Here is a 15,864-nt window from a genome sequence, read left to right as displayed (position 1 = left end):
CAGTCTGTTCTGCATCGAATTATTTATTGCCGAGGCGCCCTTTGGCGCGTCGCTACCGTGAGATAGCCGTCCTCCATGTTTGGTTCCAACGACGACAAGAAGACCCCAGCTGCGGCTGGCGAGAAGAAAAGCCTGTTCGGATGGCTGCGCAAAAAGCCGCAGGAACCCGTTGTCGAACAGCCACAACCACTTCCTGAGCCAACACCTGCGCCGGTCGTGGAAGAAGCGCCCGCGCCGATTGCCCTGCCAATCGCTGAGCCGGTGCTGCAATCCGCGGCCGAGCCTGTTCCTGTTGCTGAAACCGTAGTCGTGGCCCCGTTGCCGCTGACGCCTGCCGCCGAGCCGTGGCTGACGTTGCCGGTGGCGGAAGAGCCGGTGGCGTTGGTCGAAGATGAACAAGCAGCTCACATCACTCCGCCGATTCCGGCCCCGACTGCGTTTGCGCCTGAGCCGGTTCGCGCGCCAATGGTTGAACCTGTGTTCGTGGCCGAGCCTGCACCGGTTGCTCCAGAGCCTGTAGCGCCGGTATTTGTTGCTCCCGCTCCGGTTGCTCCGATTGTTCAAGCGCCAGAGCCTGCACCTGCACCTGCACCTGCACCTGCACCGGTTATCGCTCCTGTCGCCACCACGCCTGCACCCGTCGAAACTCCGGTCGAGCCGGTGCGAACCGAAGAGACCAAGGCCGGCTTCTTCGCCCGTCTCAAACAAGGCTTGTCCAAGACCAGCGCCAGCATTGGCGAGGGCATGGCCAGTCTGTTCCTCGGCAAGAAAATCATCGATGACGAGTTGCTCGAAGACATCGAGACCCGTCTGCTGACCGCCGATGTCGGCGTCGAAGCGACCTCGGTGATCATTCAGCGCCTGACTCAGAAAGTCGCCCGCAAAGAACTGGCTGATGCCGACGCGTTGTACAAATCCTTGCAGGCGGAACTGGCAGCGATGCTCAAGCCCGTCGAGCAGCCACTGAAAATCAACTCGCAGAACAAGCCGTTCGTGATTCTGGTGGTGGGCGTCAACGGCGCCGGCAAGACCACCACCATCGGCAAACTGGCGAAGAAGCTGCAACTGGAAGGCAAGAAAGTCATGCTCGCCGCCGGTGACACCTTTCGCGCCGCCGCGGTGGAGCAATTGCAGGTCTGGGGCGAGCGCAACAAGATCCCGGTGATCGCCCAGCACACCGGCGCCGACTCGGCTTCGGTCATCTTCGATGCCGTGCAGGCCGCCAAGGCCCGTGGCATTGACGTGCTGATCGCCGACACCGCTGGTCGCTTGCACACCAAAGACAACCTGATGGAAGAACTGAAAAAAGTTCGCCGGGTGATCGGCAAGCTTGATGCCGACGCGCCCCATGAGGTGCTGCTGGTGCTCGACGCCGGTACCGGCCAGAACGCCATCAACCAGGCCAAGCAATTCAACCAGACCGTCGAACTGACTGGCCTGGCGCTGACCAAACTCGACGGCACTGCCAAGGGTGGGGTGATTTTCGCCCTGGCCAAGCAGTTTGGCTTGCCGATTCGCTATATCGGCGTCGGCGAAGGCATCGATGATTTGCGTACTTTTGAAGCAGAACCCTTTGTCCAGGCATTGTTTGCCGAGCGGGAGCGTTCATGATTCGTTTCGAACAGGTCGGTAAACGCTACCCGAATGGTCACGTCGGCTTGCATGAGCTGAGTTTTCGAGTCCGTCGGGGTGAATTCTTGTTTGTCACCGGCCATTCCGGCGCCGGTAAAAGCACCTTGTTGCGCCTGCTGCTGGCCATGGAGCGTCCGACCACCGGCAAATTGCTGCTGGCAGGGCAAGACCTGAGCACCATCAGCAATGCGCAGATTCCGTTCCTGCGCCGGCAAATCGGCGTTGTGTTCCAGAATCACCAGCTACTGTTCGATCGCACGGTGTTCAACAACGTCGCGTTGCCGCTGCAGATCCTTGGCCTGTCCAAGGCCGAAGTCGTCAAGCGCGTGGACTCGGCCCTGGAGCGCGTGGCGCTCTCGGACAAAACCGATCTCTACCCCGGCGACCTGTCCACCGGCCAGCAACAGCGGGTCGGCATCGCTCGCGCCATCGTTCACCGTCCGGCCTTGCTGCTGGCGGACGAACCGACCGGTAACCTCGACCCGCGTCTGGCGGCAGAAATCATGGGCGTGTTCGAAGACATCAACCGTTTGGGCACCAGCGTGCTGATCGCCAGTCACGACCTGGCTCTGATTGCCCGCATGCGTCATCGCATGCTCACCCTGCAGCGTGGCCGATTGATCGGCGACGGGGAGGCTGGCGTATGAGTGCAACACGTAGCCCCAAGGTTTCCGAGCGCGTGGCCCCGAAAGCCGCCGATCCGCAACCGCAGCAGCAGAAGAAAAAGCGCGACGATGACGATGGCCCGGATTTCCCTACGCTGTTCCGCGCCTGGATCGAAAGCCATCGCGCCAGTCTGCTGGACAGCTTGCGCCGCTTGGGCAAACACCCGATCGGCAGCTTTTTCACCTGCATGGTGATGGCAGTTGCCCTGAGTTTGCCGATGGGCCTGTCACTTTTGCTAAGTAACGTCGAGCGTCTCGGCGGATCCTGGCAGCGTGCGGCGCAGATTTCCCTGTACCTGCAACTCGATGCCAGCCCTGAACAGGGCGAGTCATTGCGTGAGCAGATCAAGGGCATGCCGGGCGTGGCCGACGCCGAATACGTGGGTCGTGATCAGGCACTGGAAGAGTTCCAGCAGCAGTCCGGACTGGGCGAAGCGCTCAAGGAACTCCCGGAAAACCCGCTACCGGGCGTGGTCCTGGTGACCCCGAACGAGGTCGACAAGCCCGCGCTTGAAGCATTGAGACAAAAACTTTCCGAATTGCCGAAGGTACAACAGGCGCAACTTGATCTAGTCTGGGTCGAGCGTCTGGCAGCCATCCTCAAGCTGGGCGACCGATTTGTCTTCGGTCTGACCGTGCTTTTGGTTTCTGCATTACTTTTGGTGATAGGCAATACCATTCGTCTTCATATTGAAAACCGCCGCACAGAGATAGAAGTGATTAAACTCGTCGGCGGCACTGACAGCTATGTGCGCAGGCCCTTTCTGTATATGGGCGCGCTTTATGGCTTTGGTGCGGGGATTCTTTCCTGGGGTGTATTGGCGTTTGGCCTGAACTGGCTGAACGACGCGGTGGTTGGACTGGCCGGTTTGTACGGCAGTGATTTTGCGCTGGCCGGAGTGCCAGTTGCCGACGGTCTATCGCTCTTGCTTGGCGCGGTGCTGTTGGGGTATATCGGTGCATGGATTGCAGTCGCACGCCACCTGCGGGAGCTTGCGCCAAAGTAATATCATTTTGCTCGTATTGACCTTTCAGCGTTTATGGGAACTTGTCTTTTGGTTTCCGGTCAATTTTCGCAGTGCTGAACTGCACGAGTTATGTAAGTCGGAGGTTTTTTCGTATGACCAATTCTTTGCAGCCTGCATATGCTCTGGTCCCGGGTGCGAACCTGGAGGCCTATGTGCACACGGTGAACAGCATTCCATTGCTGACGCCGGAGCAGGAGCGTGAACTGGCCGAGAGTCTCTATTATGAGCAGGATTTGGGGGCGGCTCGGCAGATGGTGCTCGCCCACCTGCGTTTTGTCGTACACATTGCCCGTAGCTATTCCGGCTACGGCCTGGCCCAGGCTGACCTGATCCAGGAAGGCAACGTCGGCCTGATGAAAGCGGTCAAGCGTTTCAACCCGGAAATGGGTGTACGCCTGGTGTCCTTTGCGGTGCACTGGATCAAGGCAGAAATCCACGAGTTCATCCTGCGCAACTGGCGGATCGTGAAAGTCGCGACCACCAAGGCCCAGCGCAAGCTGTTCTTCAACCTGCGCAGCCAGAAGAAACGTCTGGCCTGGCTGAACAACGAGGAAGTCCATCGCGTGGCGGAAAGCCTCGGCGTAGAGCCGCGGGAAGTGCGCGAGATGGAAAGTCGCCTGACCGGCCATGACATGGCTTTCGACCCGGCCGCTGAAGCGGACGACGACAGTGCATTCCAGTCGCCGGCCAACTACCTGGAAGACCACCGGTACGATCCGGCCCGTCAACTGGAAGACGCCGACTGGAGCGACAACTCAAACCACAACCTGCACGAAGCGCTTGAAGTGCTGGACGACCGCAGCCGCGACATCCTCTACCAGCGCTGGCTGGCAGAAGAAAAAGCCACGCTGCACGACCTGGCGCAGAAGTACAACGTGTCGGCCGAGCGTATTCGTCAGCTCGAGAAGAGCGCGATGAACAAGCTCAAGTTGTCGATCGCCGCCTAACCGCAGCGCCGGCAATAAAAAACGCCCCGATCATTGATCGGGGCGTTTTTGTTGGTGCCCCGCTTGCACCGAATCCTTGTAGGAGTGAGGCTTGCCCGCGAAGGCGGTGTGTCATTCAGCAATGATGTGTCTGACACACCGCCTTCGCGGGCAAGCCTCGCTCCTACAGGGGGTCGGGTTCAGGTTCTGCGTCGAGTTACTGAGCCCAAGGTGCCCGGCGCGAATCGTTGAGCCCGAGCAGATAGCTATCCCCGCCCAACTGACTCATCTGCTGGCGAATCCACCCGGCCCGTCTTGCAACATAAGAGGTTGGATGACTGGCGCTCCACACCCGCGGGTTCGGCAGCACCGCAGCCAGTAAGCTCGCCTGCTGTCGGGATATCGAGCGAGCGCCTACACCAAAGTGATGCCGAGCCGCCGCTTCGGCGCCAAACACGCCTTCATCCCACTCGACGCTGTTGAGGTACACCTCAAGAATCCGCTGTTTGGGCCAGAGCACCTCGATCAGCCCGGTAAACCAGGCCTCCAGGCCTTTGCGCAGCCAGCTGCGGCCAGACCACAGAAACAGGTTCTTCGACACTTGCTGGCTCAGAGTGCTGGCACCACGAATCGAGCCGCCGCGCTCGTTATGCGCAAACGCTGCCTGAATTGCGCCGAAATCGAAGCCCCAATGCTCGGGGAACTTCTGATCTTCACCGGCAATCACTGCGACTTTCAGGTCGTCGGAGATTTCATCCCAGGGTTTCCAGGTGCGTTGCAGATCGATGGGTTCGCCGTCGAACCAGGATTCGATCTTGCGCTCGACCATCAACGCCGTTCCCGGTGGCGGCACCACCCGAAACAGCAACACCAGCAATACGCTGCCAGCCGCGAACCAGAGCAGGGCCTTTGTGAAACGACGGAGAATTAACTGCAGCATAGAGATGGCTTGGCCGAACCCGTTGAGCCGGCCATTATACAGACCCTGTTGATCGAGTCTGACTGGAGTTCTTCATGTTGCGTGGCTTCCTGATGCTGGCTGCTTTTTTCGGCTTCACCGGTGTTGCCTTGGGCGCATTCGCCGCCCATGGCCTGAAAAGCCGCCTGAGCGCCGAGTACCTGGCGATTTTCCATACGGGCGTCACCTATCAACTGGTGCATACCCTGGCGCTGCTGGGGGTAGCGCTGCTCGCCACGCAAATTCCCGGTCGACTGATTACTTGGGCCGGCGCATCCTTTGCTATCGGCATTCTGTTGTTTTCCGGCAGCCTGTACCTGCTGACGATCACCGGCATCAGCAAGCTCGGGATCGTGACGCCCTTCGGTGGCCTGGCGTTCCTGGTCGGCTGGGTTTGCCTGGGGCTTGCCGCCTGGCGGCTGTAGGAGCGAGGCTTGCCCGCGAAGGCGTCGTATCAGTCACCTTCTTCGTTGACTGATACCATGCCTTCGCGGGCAAGCCTCGCTCCTACGGGATCGGGTTTCAAGACGAATGGCTTGGGTCGACTTGCCTGATCGGGCTAGAATGCCAGCCCCTAAAAATGATGGCGGCATTCGGTATGCGCATTCAATTGAACGGCGAATCCCTTGAACTGCCCGACGGTGAAACCGTTGCGGCCCTGCTGACCCGTCTGGAACTGACCGGACGCCGGGTGGCGGTCGAGCTCAATCTGGATATCGTCCCGCGCAGCCAGCACGCAGAAACCACGCTGAACGACGGCGATTCCGTCGAGGTGGTCCACGCCATCGGCGGCGGCTAGTCGCCCGGCCCTGATGGGCACAGAATTCTGCAAGAACCTCACCCCTACAGAGGATTTCCCATGAGCATCGTTCGTAGCGACAAGCCCTTCGTCCTGGCCGGTCGTACTTACCAGTCGCGTTTGCTGGTAGGCACCGGCAAGTACCGCGACATGGAAGAAACCCGCCTGGCCATCGAAGCCTCGGGTGCCGAGATCGTCACCTTCGCCGTGCGCCGCACCAACCTCGGCCAGAACCCGGGCGAACCGAACCTGCTCGAAGTCCTGTCGCCGGATCGCTACACCTTCCTGCCTAACACCGCCGGTTGCTTCGACGCTACCGAGGCTGTGCGCACCTGCCGTCTGGCCCGTGAGCTGCTCGGCGGCCACAACCTGGTGAAGCTGGAAGTGCTGGCGGATCAGAAAACCCTGTTCCCTAACGTGATCGAAACCCTCAAGGCCGCCGAAGTGCTGGTCAAGGAAGGCTTCGACGTGATGGTGTACACCAGCGATGACCCGATCATTGCCCGTCAACTGGCGGAAATCGGCTGCATCGCGGTAATGCCGCTGGCCGGTCTGATTGGCACAGGCCTGGGGATCTGCAACCCGTACAACCTGCAGATCATCCTCGAAGAAGCGAAAATTCCGGTGCTGGTGGATGCCGGTGTCGGTACGGCTTCCGACGCCACCATCGCCATGGAACTGGGTTGCGAAGCGGTGCTGATGAACTCGGCCATCGCCCATGCCCAGCAGCCGATCATGATGGCTGAAGCCATGAAACACGCCATCGTTGCAGGTCGCTTGGCCTACCTCGCCGGCCGCATGCCGAAAAAACTCTATGCCAGCGCCTCCTCGCCGCTGGATGGTCTGATCAAGTAAGAGCCATTGATGACTGAATCAAACGACACGCCTATCCAGACGGAAGAAGGCGAAGAGCGCCAACACCGCCGCATCAAGAGTTTCGTGATGCGTGCCGGGCGCATGACCGAAGGCCAGCAACGTGGTCTGGACCAGGGCACGCCACTGTTCGTACTGCCGTTGGCCGATGCGCCGGTGGACTTCGACCAGGTGTTCGGTCGCTCGGCACCGCGCTCGCTGGAAATCGGTTTCGGCATGGGCCACTCGCTGCTGGAAATGGCCGCGGCCTCGCCGGAGCAGGATTTCATTGGTGTTGAGGTTCACCGTCCGGGTGTCGGCGCGCTGCTCAATGGCGTGCTGACTCAGGGGCTGACTAACCTGCGGGTCTACGATTGCGATGCGATCGAAGTGCTCAACCGTTGCATCGCCGACAACAGTCTCGATCGCCTGATGCTGTTTTTCCCGGATCCGTGGCACAAGAGCCGTCACCACAAGCGTCGTATCGTTCAGGCGTCGTTCGCCGAACTGGTGCGCAGCAAGTTGAAAGTCGGTGGTGTGTTGCACATGGCCACCGACTGGGAACCGTACGCCGAGTACATGCTGGAAGTGATGAACGTCGCGCCGGGCTATCGCAACCTCGCCGAAGACGGCAAATGCGTCCCGCGCCCGACCGAACGCCCGATCACCAAGTTCGAACGCCGCGGTGAACGCCTTGGGCATGGCGTGTGGGATCTGAAGTTCGAAAAACAGTCCTAAGCCCTACGCAATACCAAATGTGGGAGCGGGCTTGCTCGCGAAGACGGTTCATCATTCAACGTTAATGTTGACTGACACGACGCCTTCGCGAGCAAGCCCGCTCCCACATTTGTTTTGTGTTGTGCCTGGAGGTCAGCGGCGATCGGCTACGACGCCAATCAACACCAGCACCACCAACAACACCGGTGCCAGGCTGTAGTTGTTGAACTGGCTCAGGCCTTTGATGATCCATGGCGTTGCATAGATCAACGCCACGCCGCTGCCGACCATGCACAGCAGGGCCATCAGCGGGACGCGCAAAGCGCCGGCGATGCTGCCCAGGCGTTGGTCGACCCAACCTTTGATGTCGGCGCCAAACAGCACCAGCAGGCAGCCCACCAGCGCCAGAGAGATTTCCGACAGGTTGCTACGGCTCCAGCGGGACACGGTGGCGAGCAGGTCGAGTACCAGATCCATTCGATTTCCTTATGTCAGAAATTTTTGCAGCAAGTCATTGAGAAAGAGTTGTCCGCGCAGCGTGGCCGCCAGACGTGACGGTTCGACCTGCAACAAGCCACTTTGTTCGGCCTCGCGGCGAGCTTCGGCTAGGCTTTCCAGGGACAGCCCGGTGCGCTCCGGATACAACCGCGCTTCGACGCCCTCGGTCAGGCGCAAGGCGTTCATCAGGAACTCGAACGGTAGTTCTTCGTCGGGCAGCGCTTTCTCGCCAGCCTTGAAGCTTTTGGCCGGATTGAGGTAGTCCTTCGGCAGGCGGGTCTTCCAGGTACGGACGATGCGTCCGTCCGGATGGCTGAGCTTGCCATGGGCGCCGGCGCCGATGCCGATGAAGTCGCCGAAACTCCAGTAATTGAGGTTATGCCGCGCCGCACGACCGGGCAGGGCATAGGCCGAGACTTCGTATTGCGCGTAACCGTGCTCGGCCAACAGCGCCTGACCAGCCTCTTGAATGTCCCACAGGGTGTCGTCTTCCGGCAGCGTCGGCGGCTGGTTCCAGAACACCGTGTTCGGTTCCAGCGTCAGCTGATACCAGGACAGGTGCGTCGGCTTCAGGGCAATGGCCTGGCGCAGGTCGTTCAGGGCATCGTCCAGCGACTGATCGGGCAAACCATGCATCAGGTCCAGGTTGAAGTTATCGAAACCGGCCTGACGGGCCATGCCGGCGGCACGCACGGCTTCATCGCCGTTGTGAATTCGCCCCAGGGCCTTGAGTTTCTCTTCCTGAAAGCTCTGGATGCCGATCGACAGGCGATTGATGCCCAGCGCCCGGTAAGCGACGAACTTTTCCTGCTCGAAGGTTCCGGGGTTGGCTTCCAGGGTGATTTCAATGTCGCTGGCAAACGGAATTCGTTGCTCGACACCCTTGAGCAGGCGACCCAGCGCCTTGGCACTGAACAGGCTCGGCGTGCCGCCACCGAAGAAGATCGAACTCAGCTCACGGCCATAGACTGCATGCAGGTCTTGATCGAGGTCGGCCAGCAGGGCGTCGACATATTCTTCTTCCGGCAGCACGGGGCTGGCGGTGTGGGAGTTGAAGTCGCAATAAGGGCATTTGCGTACACACCACGGGATGTGGATGTACAACGCCAGGGGCGGCAGCACGGGCAGGGCCGCTCGAGGCGATTGGGCGGCACCGCCGAAGATCAGCGGCGACGCGGACGAGTCATGGGTCATTTCAGGCCCAGACGCTGGCGCAGCAGATCCATTGCACGGGCGCGGTGACTGATCTGGTTCTTGTCGCTGGGCTTAAGCTCGGCGCTGGAGCACTCGCGCTCCGGCACCCAGAACAGCGGGTCGTAGCCAAAACCGTGTTCGCCGCTGGCCTGGGTCAGGATGCGCCCATGCCACAGGCCTTCGCAGAGAATCGGCAACGGATCGTCGGCATGACGCACCAATGCCAGCACGCAGACGAATTGCGCACTGCGCTCGGCTTCGGGCACATCTTTCAAGACGTCGAGCAGTTTGGCGTTGTTCGCCGCATCGCCTTTACCGTCGGCGTAACGGGCCGAATAAATGCCCGGTGCACCACCGAGGAAATCCACTGCCAGCCCCGAATCGTCGGCCAATGCAGGCAGCCCGGAAATGCGCGAGGCATTGCGTGCCTTGAGAATGGCGTTCTCGACGAACGACAGGCCGGTTTCTTCAGGCTCGACGCTGCTGAACTCGCCGATCGAGCGCAAGTGCACCGATTCGCCGAGCATGGCCTGGAGTTCCTTGAGTTTGCCGGCATTGTGGCTGGCCAGTACGAGTTGGGTGAAATTCATCATTGGCCAGGGAAAAGCTCTTGTTGGAAACTGATGGTGTTGGTTTTGTCGCCGGTCTGCACTTTGATGTCAAAGGTGCGGATTTCCTGCTGATCCACCGGGAACTGGGCGATGTAGTACACCGCACCTGTTTCGGTGATCTGTTTGAACTTCAGCGGGATGCTTTGGCTGGTCAGGTCTTTGACCGTGCCGCTGACCTGAGCCGTCTGTGGTTTACCTTCCTTGAGTACCGAGACGTTGATTACGCCCTGATTCTTGCTGCGAGTCAGCTCCGCCGCTTTGGCGATCTCCGGCGTCAGGAAGGTGGAATTGAAGGTGTTGTAATGCACCGTCACGTCGCCAAAGGTTTCCTTGCGCTCGCCCTTGATAACGTCGGCGGCCATGGCGGTGACGCTCAGGCAGGCAGTAAGTAAAAACAGTGCTAGACGACCCATGATCGTTCTCCTCGAAGTGTCGTGATTCAGACCGCGACCTTGTGGTCCGGCAGACCGGGGCTGCTGACGCGGTAGATACCGATCTCACCTAACAGATTAGGCCATAGCTTACTGGCCCACCCATGCCGATGCTGTTGATCCACGGCAAGCCGATCAATGACCTTGGCTTCACGTTCGCGACACAGCGCTTCAAAGTCTTCGAAAGTGCAGAAGTGGATGTTCGGCGTGTTGTACCAGGTGTATGGCAGAAACTCCGAAACCGGCATCCGGCCCTTGCTCGCCAGGTACCAGCGGCAGCGCCAGTGACCGAAGTTGGGGAAGGTGATAATGCACTGGCGACCGACCCGCAGCATTTCGTCGAGGATCCTGTCCGGGTAGTGCACAGCTTGCAGGGCCTGAGTCATGACCACGATGTCGAAGCTGTTGCTGGCGAAGTTGCCCAAGCCCTTGTCCAGATCTTGCTCGATGACATTGATGCCCTTGGCCACGCACTCGGCAATGTTGTCCGGGTCGTTTTCCAGGCCATAGCCGGTGACCTGTTTGTGGTCACGCAGCCAGGTCAGCAACTCGCCATCACCGCAACCGAGGTCGAGCACGCGGCTGCCGGCGGGGATCCATTCCTGGATGATTTCCAGATCGGCTCTCATGTCTTCCTCAAAGCGCTATACGGTTCATGTAATTGCTGAAGGCCTGCAAATAACGCGGGATCGGGATCAGGAAGGCATCGTGGCCTTGCGGAGCGTCGATCTCCAGGTAGCAGACGTCTTTCCTGGCCGCCATCAGCGCGTCCACCAGTTCCCGCGAGCGGGCAGGGGAGAAGCGCCAATCGGTGGTGAAAGACATCACGCAGAACCTGGCCTGGGCATTGGCGAAGGTTTTCGCCAGGTCATTGTCGAAGTTCGCCGCCGGGTCGAAGTAGTCCAGTGCCTTGGTCATCAGCAGGTAGGTGTTGGCGTCGAAACGTCCGGAAAACTCTTCGCCCTGATAGCGCAGGTAGCTTTCGACCTGGAACTCGACGCTGTGGAAGTCGTAGTTGAGCTTTTCGCTCTTCAGGCCGCGACCGAATTTCTCGCCCATGGAGTCGTCGGACAGGTACGTGATGTGCCCGACCATCCGCGCCAGCATCAGCCCGCGCTTGGGAATCACGCCCGCTTCCTGGAACGAGCCGCCGTGGAACTCCGGGTCGGTGAGGATCGCCTGACGTGCGACTTCGTTGAACGCAATGTTCTGCGCCGACAGTTTTGGTGCCGAGGCGATCGCCAGGCAGTGCCGCACGCGGTCCGGGTAGGTGATGGTCCACTGCAAGGCCTGCATGCCGCCGAGGCTGCCGCCAATCACCGCCGCCCATTGATGGATGCCGAGCAAATCAGCCAGACGCGCCTGGCTGTGGACCCAGTCTTCCACAGTCAGGACCGGGAAGTCGGCGCCGAATGGCTTGCCGGTTTCCGGATTGACACTGCTGGGGCCGGTGGAACCATTGCACCCGCCGAGATTATTCAGGCTGACCACGAAGAACTTGTTGGTGTCGATCGGCTTGCCGGGGCCGATGCAGCTGTCCCACCAACCGGGTTTGCGGTCGTCGGGGCTGTGGAAGCCGGCAGCGTGATGGTGACCGGACAAGGCGTGGCAGATCAGCACGGCGTTGCTCGCCGTAGCGTTCAGCGTGCCGTAGGTTTCGTAGATCAGGTCATAAGCGGGCAACGAACGTCCGCAGGCCAAGGCCAGGGGTTCACTGAAGTGCGCCACTTGCGGCGTCACCAGACCAACAGAATCGGGGGGGAAGGCAGCTGGCATCGACCCTGCTCTCATTGAAATGAGGCGTAAGTCTAAAGACCGCTGTGGCTAGCGGCAAGCAAAGGCCGGGCCTGATTTCATTCAGTTGGACCGAGGTGCGCCATTCGCGAGCAAGCCCGCTCCCACAGGGGAACGCATTCCATTGTGGGAGCGGGCTTGCTCGCGAATGCAGCGCCTCGGTGGATCAGGTCTGTCGCACCAGATCCGGCAAATCCGGCAGCTTCTTCGGCGAACAAATCCGCACCCGTTTCTGCCGGTTCAGCTCTCCGCTGATCAAACTCACCTGACTCTTCGAAACCCCGAACGCCTTGGCCAGAAACGCCATCAGGTACGCATTGGCCTTGCCTTCAACTGGCGGTGCGGTCAGGCGGATCTTCAGGCGATCACCATGCAGCCCGCAGAAATCATCGCTGCGGGCCGCCGGTTGCAGGTGACATTCCAGAATCAGGTCATCACCGTCCCAGCGAAAATAGCTCATCAGATCAGGCCGAGCAGCCCCATCGGCATGAGGGCGAAGTTCGCAAGGCGCGGGATCAGCCAGCTTTGCAGTAACTGGATCACGATGAACGCGAAGATCGGCGAGATATCGAGGCCGCCCAGGTTCGGAATGATCCGACGGAACGGGGCGAGTACCGGTTCAGTGATCTGAGCAACCAGCTCTGCACCCGGGTTGTGGCTCCCCGGGGCGACCCAGGACAGAATCACGCTGATAATCATCGCCCAGAAAATAATATTCAAAAACAGCGAGAAGAGCGCGATCAGCGCCCACGGCACCAGGAACAGCCAGTCGACCATGAAGCCTTTGAGCAGCAGGATCACCGCAATCAGCAGCATCTGAATGATCAGCGCCAGTACCAGTGACGACATGTCCAGCCCGAACATGCTCGGGATGACCCGGCGCAGGGGCTTGAGCAGCGGTTGAGTGGCTTTCACGATGAACTGGCAGAGCGGGTTGTAAAAATTCGCCCGAACCAATTGCAGGATGAAGCGCATCAGCACGATCAGCAGGTACAGGCTGCCCAAGGTTTTGATGATGAAAATGGCAGCGTCATTGAGTCCGAGCATCATTGATTCCTTTGTAAGAGCTGATTAGCGACCCAGTTGTTCGGCCATCTCGGCCGAGCGGTGCGCAGCGGCGCCGAGTGCTTTTTCCACCAGGGCTTCGAAACCACCGGCCTGGAACGACTTGATCGCCGCTTCGGTGGTGCCCGCAGGTGACGTCACGCGACGACGCAGTTCAGCCGCGTCGACATCGCTTGCGACTGCCATGTGTGCAGCACCCAAAGCAGTTTGCACGGTCAGTTGTGCGGCGATGTCCGCTGGCAGGCCGAGCTTCACGCCCGCGGCGGTCATGGCTTCGATCAGCAGGAAGAAATATGCAGGACCCGAGCCGGAAACGGCGGTAACCGCGTCCAGTTGCTGTTCTTCGTTCAGCCACAGGGCAATGCCAACCGCCGACAGCAATTCTTCAGCTTGCTGGCGTTGCTCGGCGCTCACTTCGCTGGTGGCGAACAAACCGCTTACGCCCTGACGCAGCAGCGCCGGGGTGTTGGGCATGCAGCGCACGATGGGCTGGGCGCCAAGCCAGTTGTTCATGCTGGCGCAGGTGATGCCGGCCGCAATAGAGACCACCAGTTGATTCGGCGCAAGGCTTGGGCGAATGGCTTCGCACACGGCTTTCATCGCCTGGGGTTTGACCGCCAGCACGATCACGTCCACGCCCTGAATGGCTTCGGCGTTGTCGGCGAACACTTCGATGCCGTGTTCGGCACTCACGCGGGCACGGGTTTGTTCACCCGGATCACTGGCGCGGATCTGCGCGGCGTCCAGACCTTTGGCGCGCAGGCCGCCGATCAGGCTGGCGGCCATGTTGCCGGCTCCGATAAAGGCAATACGAGTCTTGCTCATGTCAGGTCCTTATAAAGAGAGGTGTCAGCCATTGTTTCAAGACTGGCCGTAGTCGCGGGCACCAAACAGGGCCGTTCCGATACGGACCCAAGTGGCGCCCATGGCAATGGCCGACTCGAGGTCGTGGCTCATGCCCATGGAAAGTGTGTCGAGTGGCAGGTTCAGGCTGGCTTGCAGGCTCTGTACGGCAGCAAAAGCCGCGTCCTGGGCGGCGCGATCTTCAGTCGGCTCGGGAATCGCCATCAAACCGCGCAATTTCAAGCGCGGCAGCGCGCTGATGGCATTGGCCAGGGCGGGCAGGTCGGCCGGGGTGCAGCCGGACTTGCTGGCTTCACCACTGACGTTGACCTGGATGCAGATGTTCAAGGGAGGCAAATCGGCGGGACGTTGTTCGGACAGCCGTTGTGCGATTTTCAAGCGATCCACGGAATGCACCCAGTCGAAATGCTCGGCGATAGCGCGAGTCTTGTTCGATTGAATGGGGCCGATGAAGTGCCAGATCAAGGGCAGGTCGGCCAATTCGAGCTGTTTGCTCAGCGCTTCCTGCAAGTAGTTTTCGCCAAAATCGCGCAGGCCGGCGGCATACGCTTCCCGCAGGGCTTCGGCGGGCTTGGTCTTGCTCACGGCCAGCAGCTGGATGCTGTTCTCATCGCGGTTGGCGGCTTTGGCTGCTGCCTGGATGCGTGAACTAACCTGAAGAATGTTGTCTGCTATCGTGGACATCAAGAGGCGCCAGCGGTCTGAAGGTTCGCGGCATTCTACTGGAATTGAGGAGCGCTATGGATATCACTGAGCTGCTGGCTTTCAGCGCCAAACAAGGCGCGTCTGACCTGCACCTGTCCGCCGGCCTGCCACCGATGATCCGTGTCGACGGCGATGTGCGACGCATCAACCTGCCGGCTCTGGATCACAAGGAAGTGCATGAGCTGATCTACGACATCATGAACGACCTCCAGCGGGTGGACTTCGAGAAGCATCTTGAAACCGACTTTTCCTTCGAAGTGCCCGGCGTGGCGCGTTTTCGGGTCAATGCCTTCAACCAGAATCGGGGTGCGGGCGCGGTATTCCGGACCATTCCGTCCAAGGTGCTGAGCATGGACGATCTGGGGATGGGGGAAGTGTTTCGCAAGATTACCGAAGCCCCCCGGGGCCTGGTGCTGGTGACCGGCCCGACCGGTTCGGGCAAGTCCACCACATTGGCGGCGATGATCGATTACCTGAACAACCATCGCCATCACCACATCCTCACCATCGAAGACCCGATCGAGTTCGTCCATGAATCGCGCAAATGCCTGATCAATCAGCGCGAAGTCCATCGCGATACCCGCAGCTTCGCCACGGCGCTGCGCTCGGCCCTGCGCGAAGACCCGGACGTGATTCTGGTGGGGGAGATGCGTGATCTGGAGACTATTCGGCTGGCATTGACTGCCGCCGAGACCGGTCACCTGGTATTCGGCACGCTGCACACCACGTCGGCGGCGAAAACCATCGACCGGGTGGTGGACGTGTTTCCGGGCGACGAGAAATCGATGGTGCGCTCGATGCTCTCCGAGTCGTTGCTGGCGGTGGTGTCGCAGACATTGATCAAGAAAATCGGCGGCGGGCGAGTTGCCGCCCACGAAATCATGCTTGGCACTTCGGCGATCCGTAACCTGATCCGCGAAGACAAGGTGGCGCAGATGTATTCGTCGATTCAGACCGGAGGGTCGCTGGGGATGCAGACGCTGGATATGTGCCTGAAGGAGTTGGTGACCAAGGGCGTGATCAGTCGCGAGCATGCGCGGGAGAAGGCGCGGTCGCCGGATAATTTTTAAGGGGAATTGTAGCGCTTTCACAGACGCCTTCGCGAGCAAGCCCGCTCCCACATTG

The 15,864-nt window shown here is 60.1% G+C and carries 20 protein-coding genes; 9 read left to right on the top strand and 11 right to left on the bottom strand.

Features of this window, described 5'->3' with window-relative positions; all coding sequences use genetic code 11:
• Positions 1-75: 75 nt before the first annotated feature.
• From ftsY to rpoH, 4 genes are all read left to right on the top strand, one after another.
• Positions 76-1,611 (top strand): signal recognition particle-docking protein FtsY, encoded by a 1,536-nt coding sequence (gene ftsY / locus ACIPLA_RS14575; RefSeq protein ID WP_401173709.1) that lies wholly within the window; start codon positions 76-78, stop codon positions 1,609-1,611.
• On the top strand, positions 1,608-2,279 hold the full coding sequence (ftsE, locus tag ACIPLA_RS14570) for a cell division ATP-binding protein FtsE (protein WP_018928694.1): 672 nt from the start codon (positions 1,608-1,610) through the stop codon (positions 2,277-2,279). Before ftsY ends, ftsE begins: the two co-directional genes overlap by 4 nt.
• Positions 2,276-3,304, top strand: coding sequence for a permease-like cell division protein FtsX (ftsX, locus tag ACIPLA_RS14565; RefSeq protein ID WP_123500257.1), 1,029 nt, complete (start codon positions 2,276-2,278; stop codon positions 3,302-3,304). The genes ftsE and ftsX overlap by 4 nt, the downstream gene beginning before the upstream one ends.
• Before the next feature lie 113 nt (positions 3,305-3,417).
• A complete protein-coding gene (gene rpoH, locus ACIPLA_RS14560) occupies positions 3,418-4,272 on the top strand; it encodes an RNA polymerase sigma factor RpoH (RefSeq protein WP_007897890.1) in 855 nt (284 codons plus the stop codon).
• Positions 4,273-4,468: 196 nt separating this feature from the next.
• Here rpoH and mtgA read toward each other — a convergent pair whose 3' ends face one another.
• Positions 4,469-5,191 (bottom strand): monofunctional biosynthetic peptidoglycan transglycosylase, encoded by a 723-nt coding sequence (mtgA, locus tag ACIPLA_RS14555; RefSeq protein ID WP_192344918.1) that lies wholly within the window; start codon positions 5,189-5,191, stop codon positions 4,469-4,471.
• Between the two features lie 74 nt (positions 5,192-5,265).
• Between mtgA and ACIPLA_RS14550 the strand changes: the two genes are divergently transcribed.
• From ACIPLA_RS14550 to trmB, 4 genes are all read left to right on the top strand, one after another.
• Positions 5,266-5,634, top strand: a complete 369-nt coding sequence (locus ACIPLA_RS14550; RefSeq protein ID WP_401173705.1) for a DUF423 domain-containing protein — start codon at positions 5,266-5,268, stop codon at positions 5,632-5,634.
• A 173-nt stretch (positions 5,635-5,807) separates the two neighbouring features.
• A complete protein-coding gene (gene thiS / locus ACIPLA_RS14545) occupies positions 5,808-6,008 on the top strand; it encodes a sulfur carrier protein ThiS (RefSeq protein ID WP_007897898.1) in 201 nt (66 codons plus the stop codon).
• A gap of 60 nt (positions 6,009-6,068) precedes the next feature.
• Positions 6,069-6,863, top strand: coding sequence for a thiazole synthase (locus ACIPLA_RS14540; protein ID WP_007897902.1), 795 nt, complete (start codon positions 6,069-6,071; stop codon positions 6,861-6,863).
• 9 nt (positions 6,864-6,872) lie between these two features.
• Positions 6,873-7,598 carry a tRNA (guanosine(46)-N7)-methyltransferase TrmB gene (trmB, locus tag ACIPLA_RS14535; RefSeq protein ID WP_052964985.1) on the top strand — a complete coding sequence of 242 codons (726 nt, stop codon included), beginning with the start codon at positions 6,873-6,875 and terminating at the stop codon, positions 7,596-7,598.
• A gap of 132 nt (positions 7,599-7,730) precedes the next feature.
• Here trmB and ACIPLA_RS14530 read toward each other — a convergent pair whose 3' ends face one another.
• The 10 genes from ACIPLA_RS14530 to ACIPLA_RS14485 form a co-directional block, all read right to left on the bottom strand.
• A complete protein-coding gene (locus ACIPLA_RS14530) occupies positions 7,731-8,054 on the bottom strand; it encodes a DUF3392 domain-containing protein (RefSeq protein WP_007897907.1) in 324 nt (107 codons plus the stop codon).
• A 9-nt stretch (positions 8,055-8,063) separates the two neighbouring features.
• A complete protein-coding gene (gene hemW, locus ACIPLA_RS14525) occupies positions 8,064-9,269 on the bottom strand; it encodes a radical SAM family heme chaperone HemW (RefSeq protein ID WP_256348631.1) in 1,206 nt (401 codons plus the stop codon).
• Complete coding sequence (gene rdgB / locus ACIPLA_RS14520) at positions 9,266-9,862, bottom strand: RdgB/HAM1 family non-canonical purine NTP pyrophosphatase (protein ID WP_192344916.1); 597 nt, start codon at positions 9,860-9,862, stop codon at positions 9,266-9,268. Before rdgB ends, hemW begins: the two co-directional genes overlap by 4 nt.
• Positions 9,859-10,293, bottom strand: coding sequence for a DUF4426 domain-containing protein (locus ACIPLA_RS14515; protein ID WP_063342254.1), 435 nt, complete (start codon positions 10,291-10,293; stop codon positions 9,859-9,861). The genes rdgB and ACIPLA_RS14515 overlap by 4 nt, the downstream gene beginning before the upstream one ends.
• Positions 10,294-10,319: 26 nt before the next feature.
• A complete protein-coding gene (metW, locus tag ACIPLA_RS14510; protein ID WP_052964988.1) occupies positions 10,320-10,940 on the bottom strand; it encodes a methionine biosynthesis protein MetW in 621 nt (206 codons plus the stop codon).
• A 7-nt stretch (positions 10,941-10,947) separates the two neighbouring features.
• Positions 10,948-12,087 (bottom strand): homoserine O-acetyltransferase, encoded by a 1,140-nt coding sequence (locus ACIPLA_RS14505; RefSeq protein WP_218395303.1) that lies wholly within the window; start codon positions 12,085-12,087, stop codon positions 10,948-10,950.
• 184 nt (positions 12,088-12,271) lie between these two features.
• Complete coding sequence (locus ACIPLA_RS14500) at positions 12,272-12,565, bottom strand: DUF167 domain-containing protein (RefSeq protein WP_008068114.1); 294 nt, start codon at positions 12,563-12,565, stop codon at positions 12,272-12,274.
• Complete coding sequence (locus tag ACIPLA_RS14495; protein WP_010466835.1) at positions 12,565-13,152, bottom strand: YggT family protein; 588 nt, start codon at positions 13,150-13,152, stop codon at positions 12,565-12,567. The genes ACIPLA_RS14500 and ACIPLA_RS14495 overlap by 1 nt, the downstream gene beginning before the upstream one ends.
• Positions 13,153-13,176: 24 nt before the next feature.
• Positions 13,177-13,995, bottom strand: coding sequence for a pyrroline-5-carboxylate reductase (gene proC / locus ACIPLA_RS14490; protein WP_218395301.1), 819 nt, complete (start codon positions 13,993-13,995; stop codon positions 13,177-13,179).
• Positions 13,996-14,031: 36 nt separating this feature from the next.
• Complete coding sequence (locus ACIPLA_RS14485; protein WP_192344913.1) at positions 14,032-14,718, bottom strand: YggS family pyridoxal phosphate-dependent enzyme; 687 nt, start codon at positions 14,716-14,718, stop codon at positions 14,032-14,034.
• Between the two features lie 56 nt (positions 14,719-14,774).
• Between ACIPLA_RS14485 and ACIPLA_RS14480 the strand changes: the two genes are divergently transcribed.
• Entirely contained in the window at positions 14,775-15,809 is a 1,035-nt protein-coding gene (locus ACIPLA_RS14480; protein WP_123500239.1) for a type IV pilus twitching motility protein PilT, read from the top strand.
• Positions 15,810-15,864 lie beyond the last annotated feature (55 nt).

Origin of the sequence: Pseudomonas sp. NPDC086112 (genome assembly GCF_044746425.1) — a bacterium.
Lineage (GTDB): Bacteria > Pseudomonadota > Gammaproteobacteria > Pseudomonadales > Pseudomonadaceae > Aquipseudomonas.
Note: the sequence above shows the minus strand (reverse complement) of the source record. Positions and strands in the feature narration are given on the sequence as shown.

Bases quoted from the DNA above. Each gene is read 5' to 3' on its own strand.
- ACIPLA_RS14505 (WP_218395303.1), bottom strand. From the start codon at position 12,087: ATGCCAGCTGCCTTCCCCCCCGATTCTGTTGGTCTGGTGACGCCGCAA.
- ftsE (WP_018928694.1), top strand. From the start codon at position 1,608: ATGATTCGTTTCGAACAGGTCGGTAAACGCTACCCGAATGGTCACGTC.
- ftsX (WP_123500257.1), top strand. From the start codon at position 2,276: ATGAGTGCAACACGTAGCCCCAAGGTTTCCGAGCGCGTGGCCCCGAAA.
- ACIPLA_RS14485 (WP_192344913.1), bottom strand. From the start codon at position 14,718: ATGTCCACGATAGCAGACAACATTCTTCAGGTTAGTTCACGCATCCAG.
- mtgA (WP_192344918.1), bottom strand. From the start codon at position 5,191: ATGCTGCAGTTAATTCTCCGTCGTTTCACAAAGGCCCTGCTCTGGTTC.
- ACIPLA_RS14515 (WP_063342254.1), bottom strand. From the start codon at position 10,293: ATGGGTCGTCTAGCACTGTTTTTACTTACTGCCTGCCTGAGCGTCACC.
- thiS (WP_007897898.1), top strand. From the start codon at position 5,808: ATGCGCATTCAATTGAACGGCGAATCCCTTGAACTGCCCGACGGTGAA.
- trmB (WP_052964985.1), top strand. From the start codon at position 6,873: ATGACTGAATCAAACGACACGCCTATCCAGACGGAAGAAGGCGAAGAG.
- ACIPLA_RS14530 (WP_007897907.1), bottom strand. From the start codon at position 8,054: ATGGATCTGGTACTCGACCTGCTCGCCACCGTGTCCCGCTGGAGCCGT.
- ftsY (WP_401173709.1), top strand. From the start codon at position 76: ATGTTTGGTTCCAACGACGACAAGAAGACCCCAGCTGCGGCTGGCGAG.
- ACIPLA_RS14540 (WP_007897902.1), top strand. From the start codon at position 6,069: ATGAGCATCGTTCGTAGCGACAAGCCCTTCGTCCTGGCCGGTCGTACT.
- rdgB (WP_192344916.1), bottom strand. From the start codon at position 9,862: ATGATGAATTTCACCCAACTCGTACTGGCCAGCCACAATGCCGGCAAA.
- ACIPLA_RS14495 (WP_010466835.1), bottom strand. From the start codon at position 13,152: ATGCTCGGACTCAATGACGCTGCCATTTTCATCATCAAAACCTTGGGC.
- ACIPLA_RS14550 (WP_401173705.1), top strand. From the start codon at position 5,266: ATGTTGCGTGGCTTCCTGATGCTGGCTGCTTTTTTCGGCTTCACCGGT.
- metW (WP_052964988.1), bottom strand. From the start codon at position 10,940: ATGAGAGCCGATCTGGAAATCATCCAGGAATGGATCCCCGCCGGCAGC.
- proC (WP_218395301.1), bottom strand. From the start codon at position 13,995: ATGAGCAAGACTCGTATTGCCTTTATCGGAGCCGGCAACATGGCCGCC.
- ACIPLA_RS14480 (WP_123500239.1), top strand. From the start codon at position 14,775: ATGGATATCACTGAGCTGCTGGCTTTCAGCGCCAAACAAGGCGCGTCT.
- ACIPLA_RS14500 (WP_008068114.1), bottom strand. From the start codon at position 12,565: ATGAGCTATTTTCGCTGGGACGGTGATGACCTGATTCTGGAATGTCAC.
- hemW (WP_256348631.1), bottom strand. From the start codon at position 9,269: ATGACCCATGACTCGTCCGCGTCGCCGCTGATCTTCGGCGGTGCCGCC.
- rpoH (WP_007897890.1), top strand. From the start codon at position 3,418: ATGACCAATTCTTTGCAGCCTGCATATGCTCTGGTCCCGGGTGCGAAC.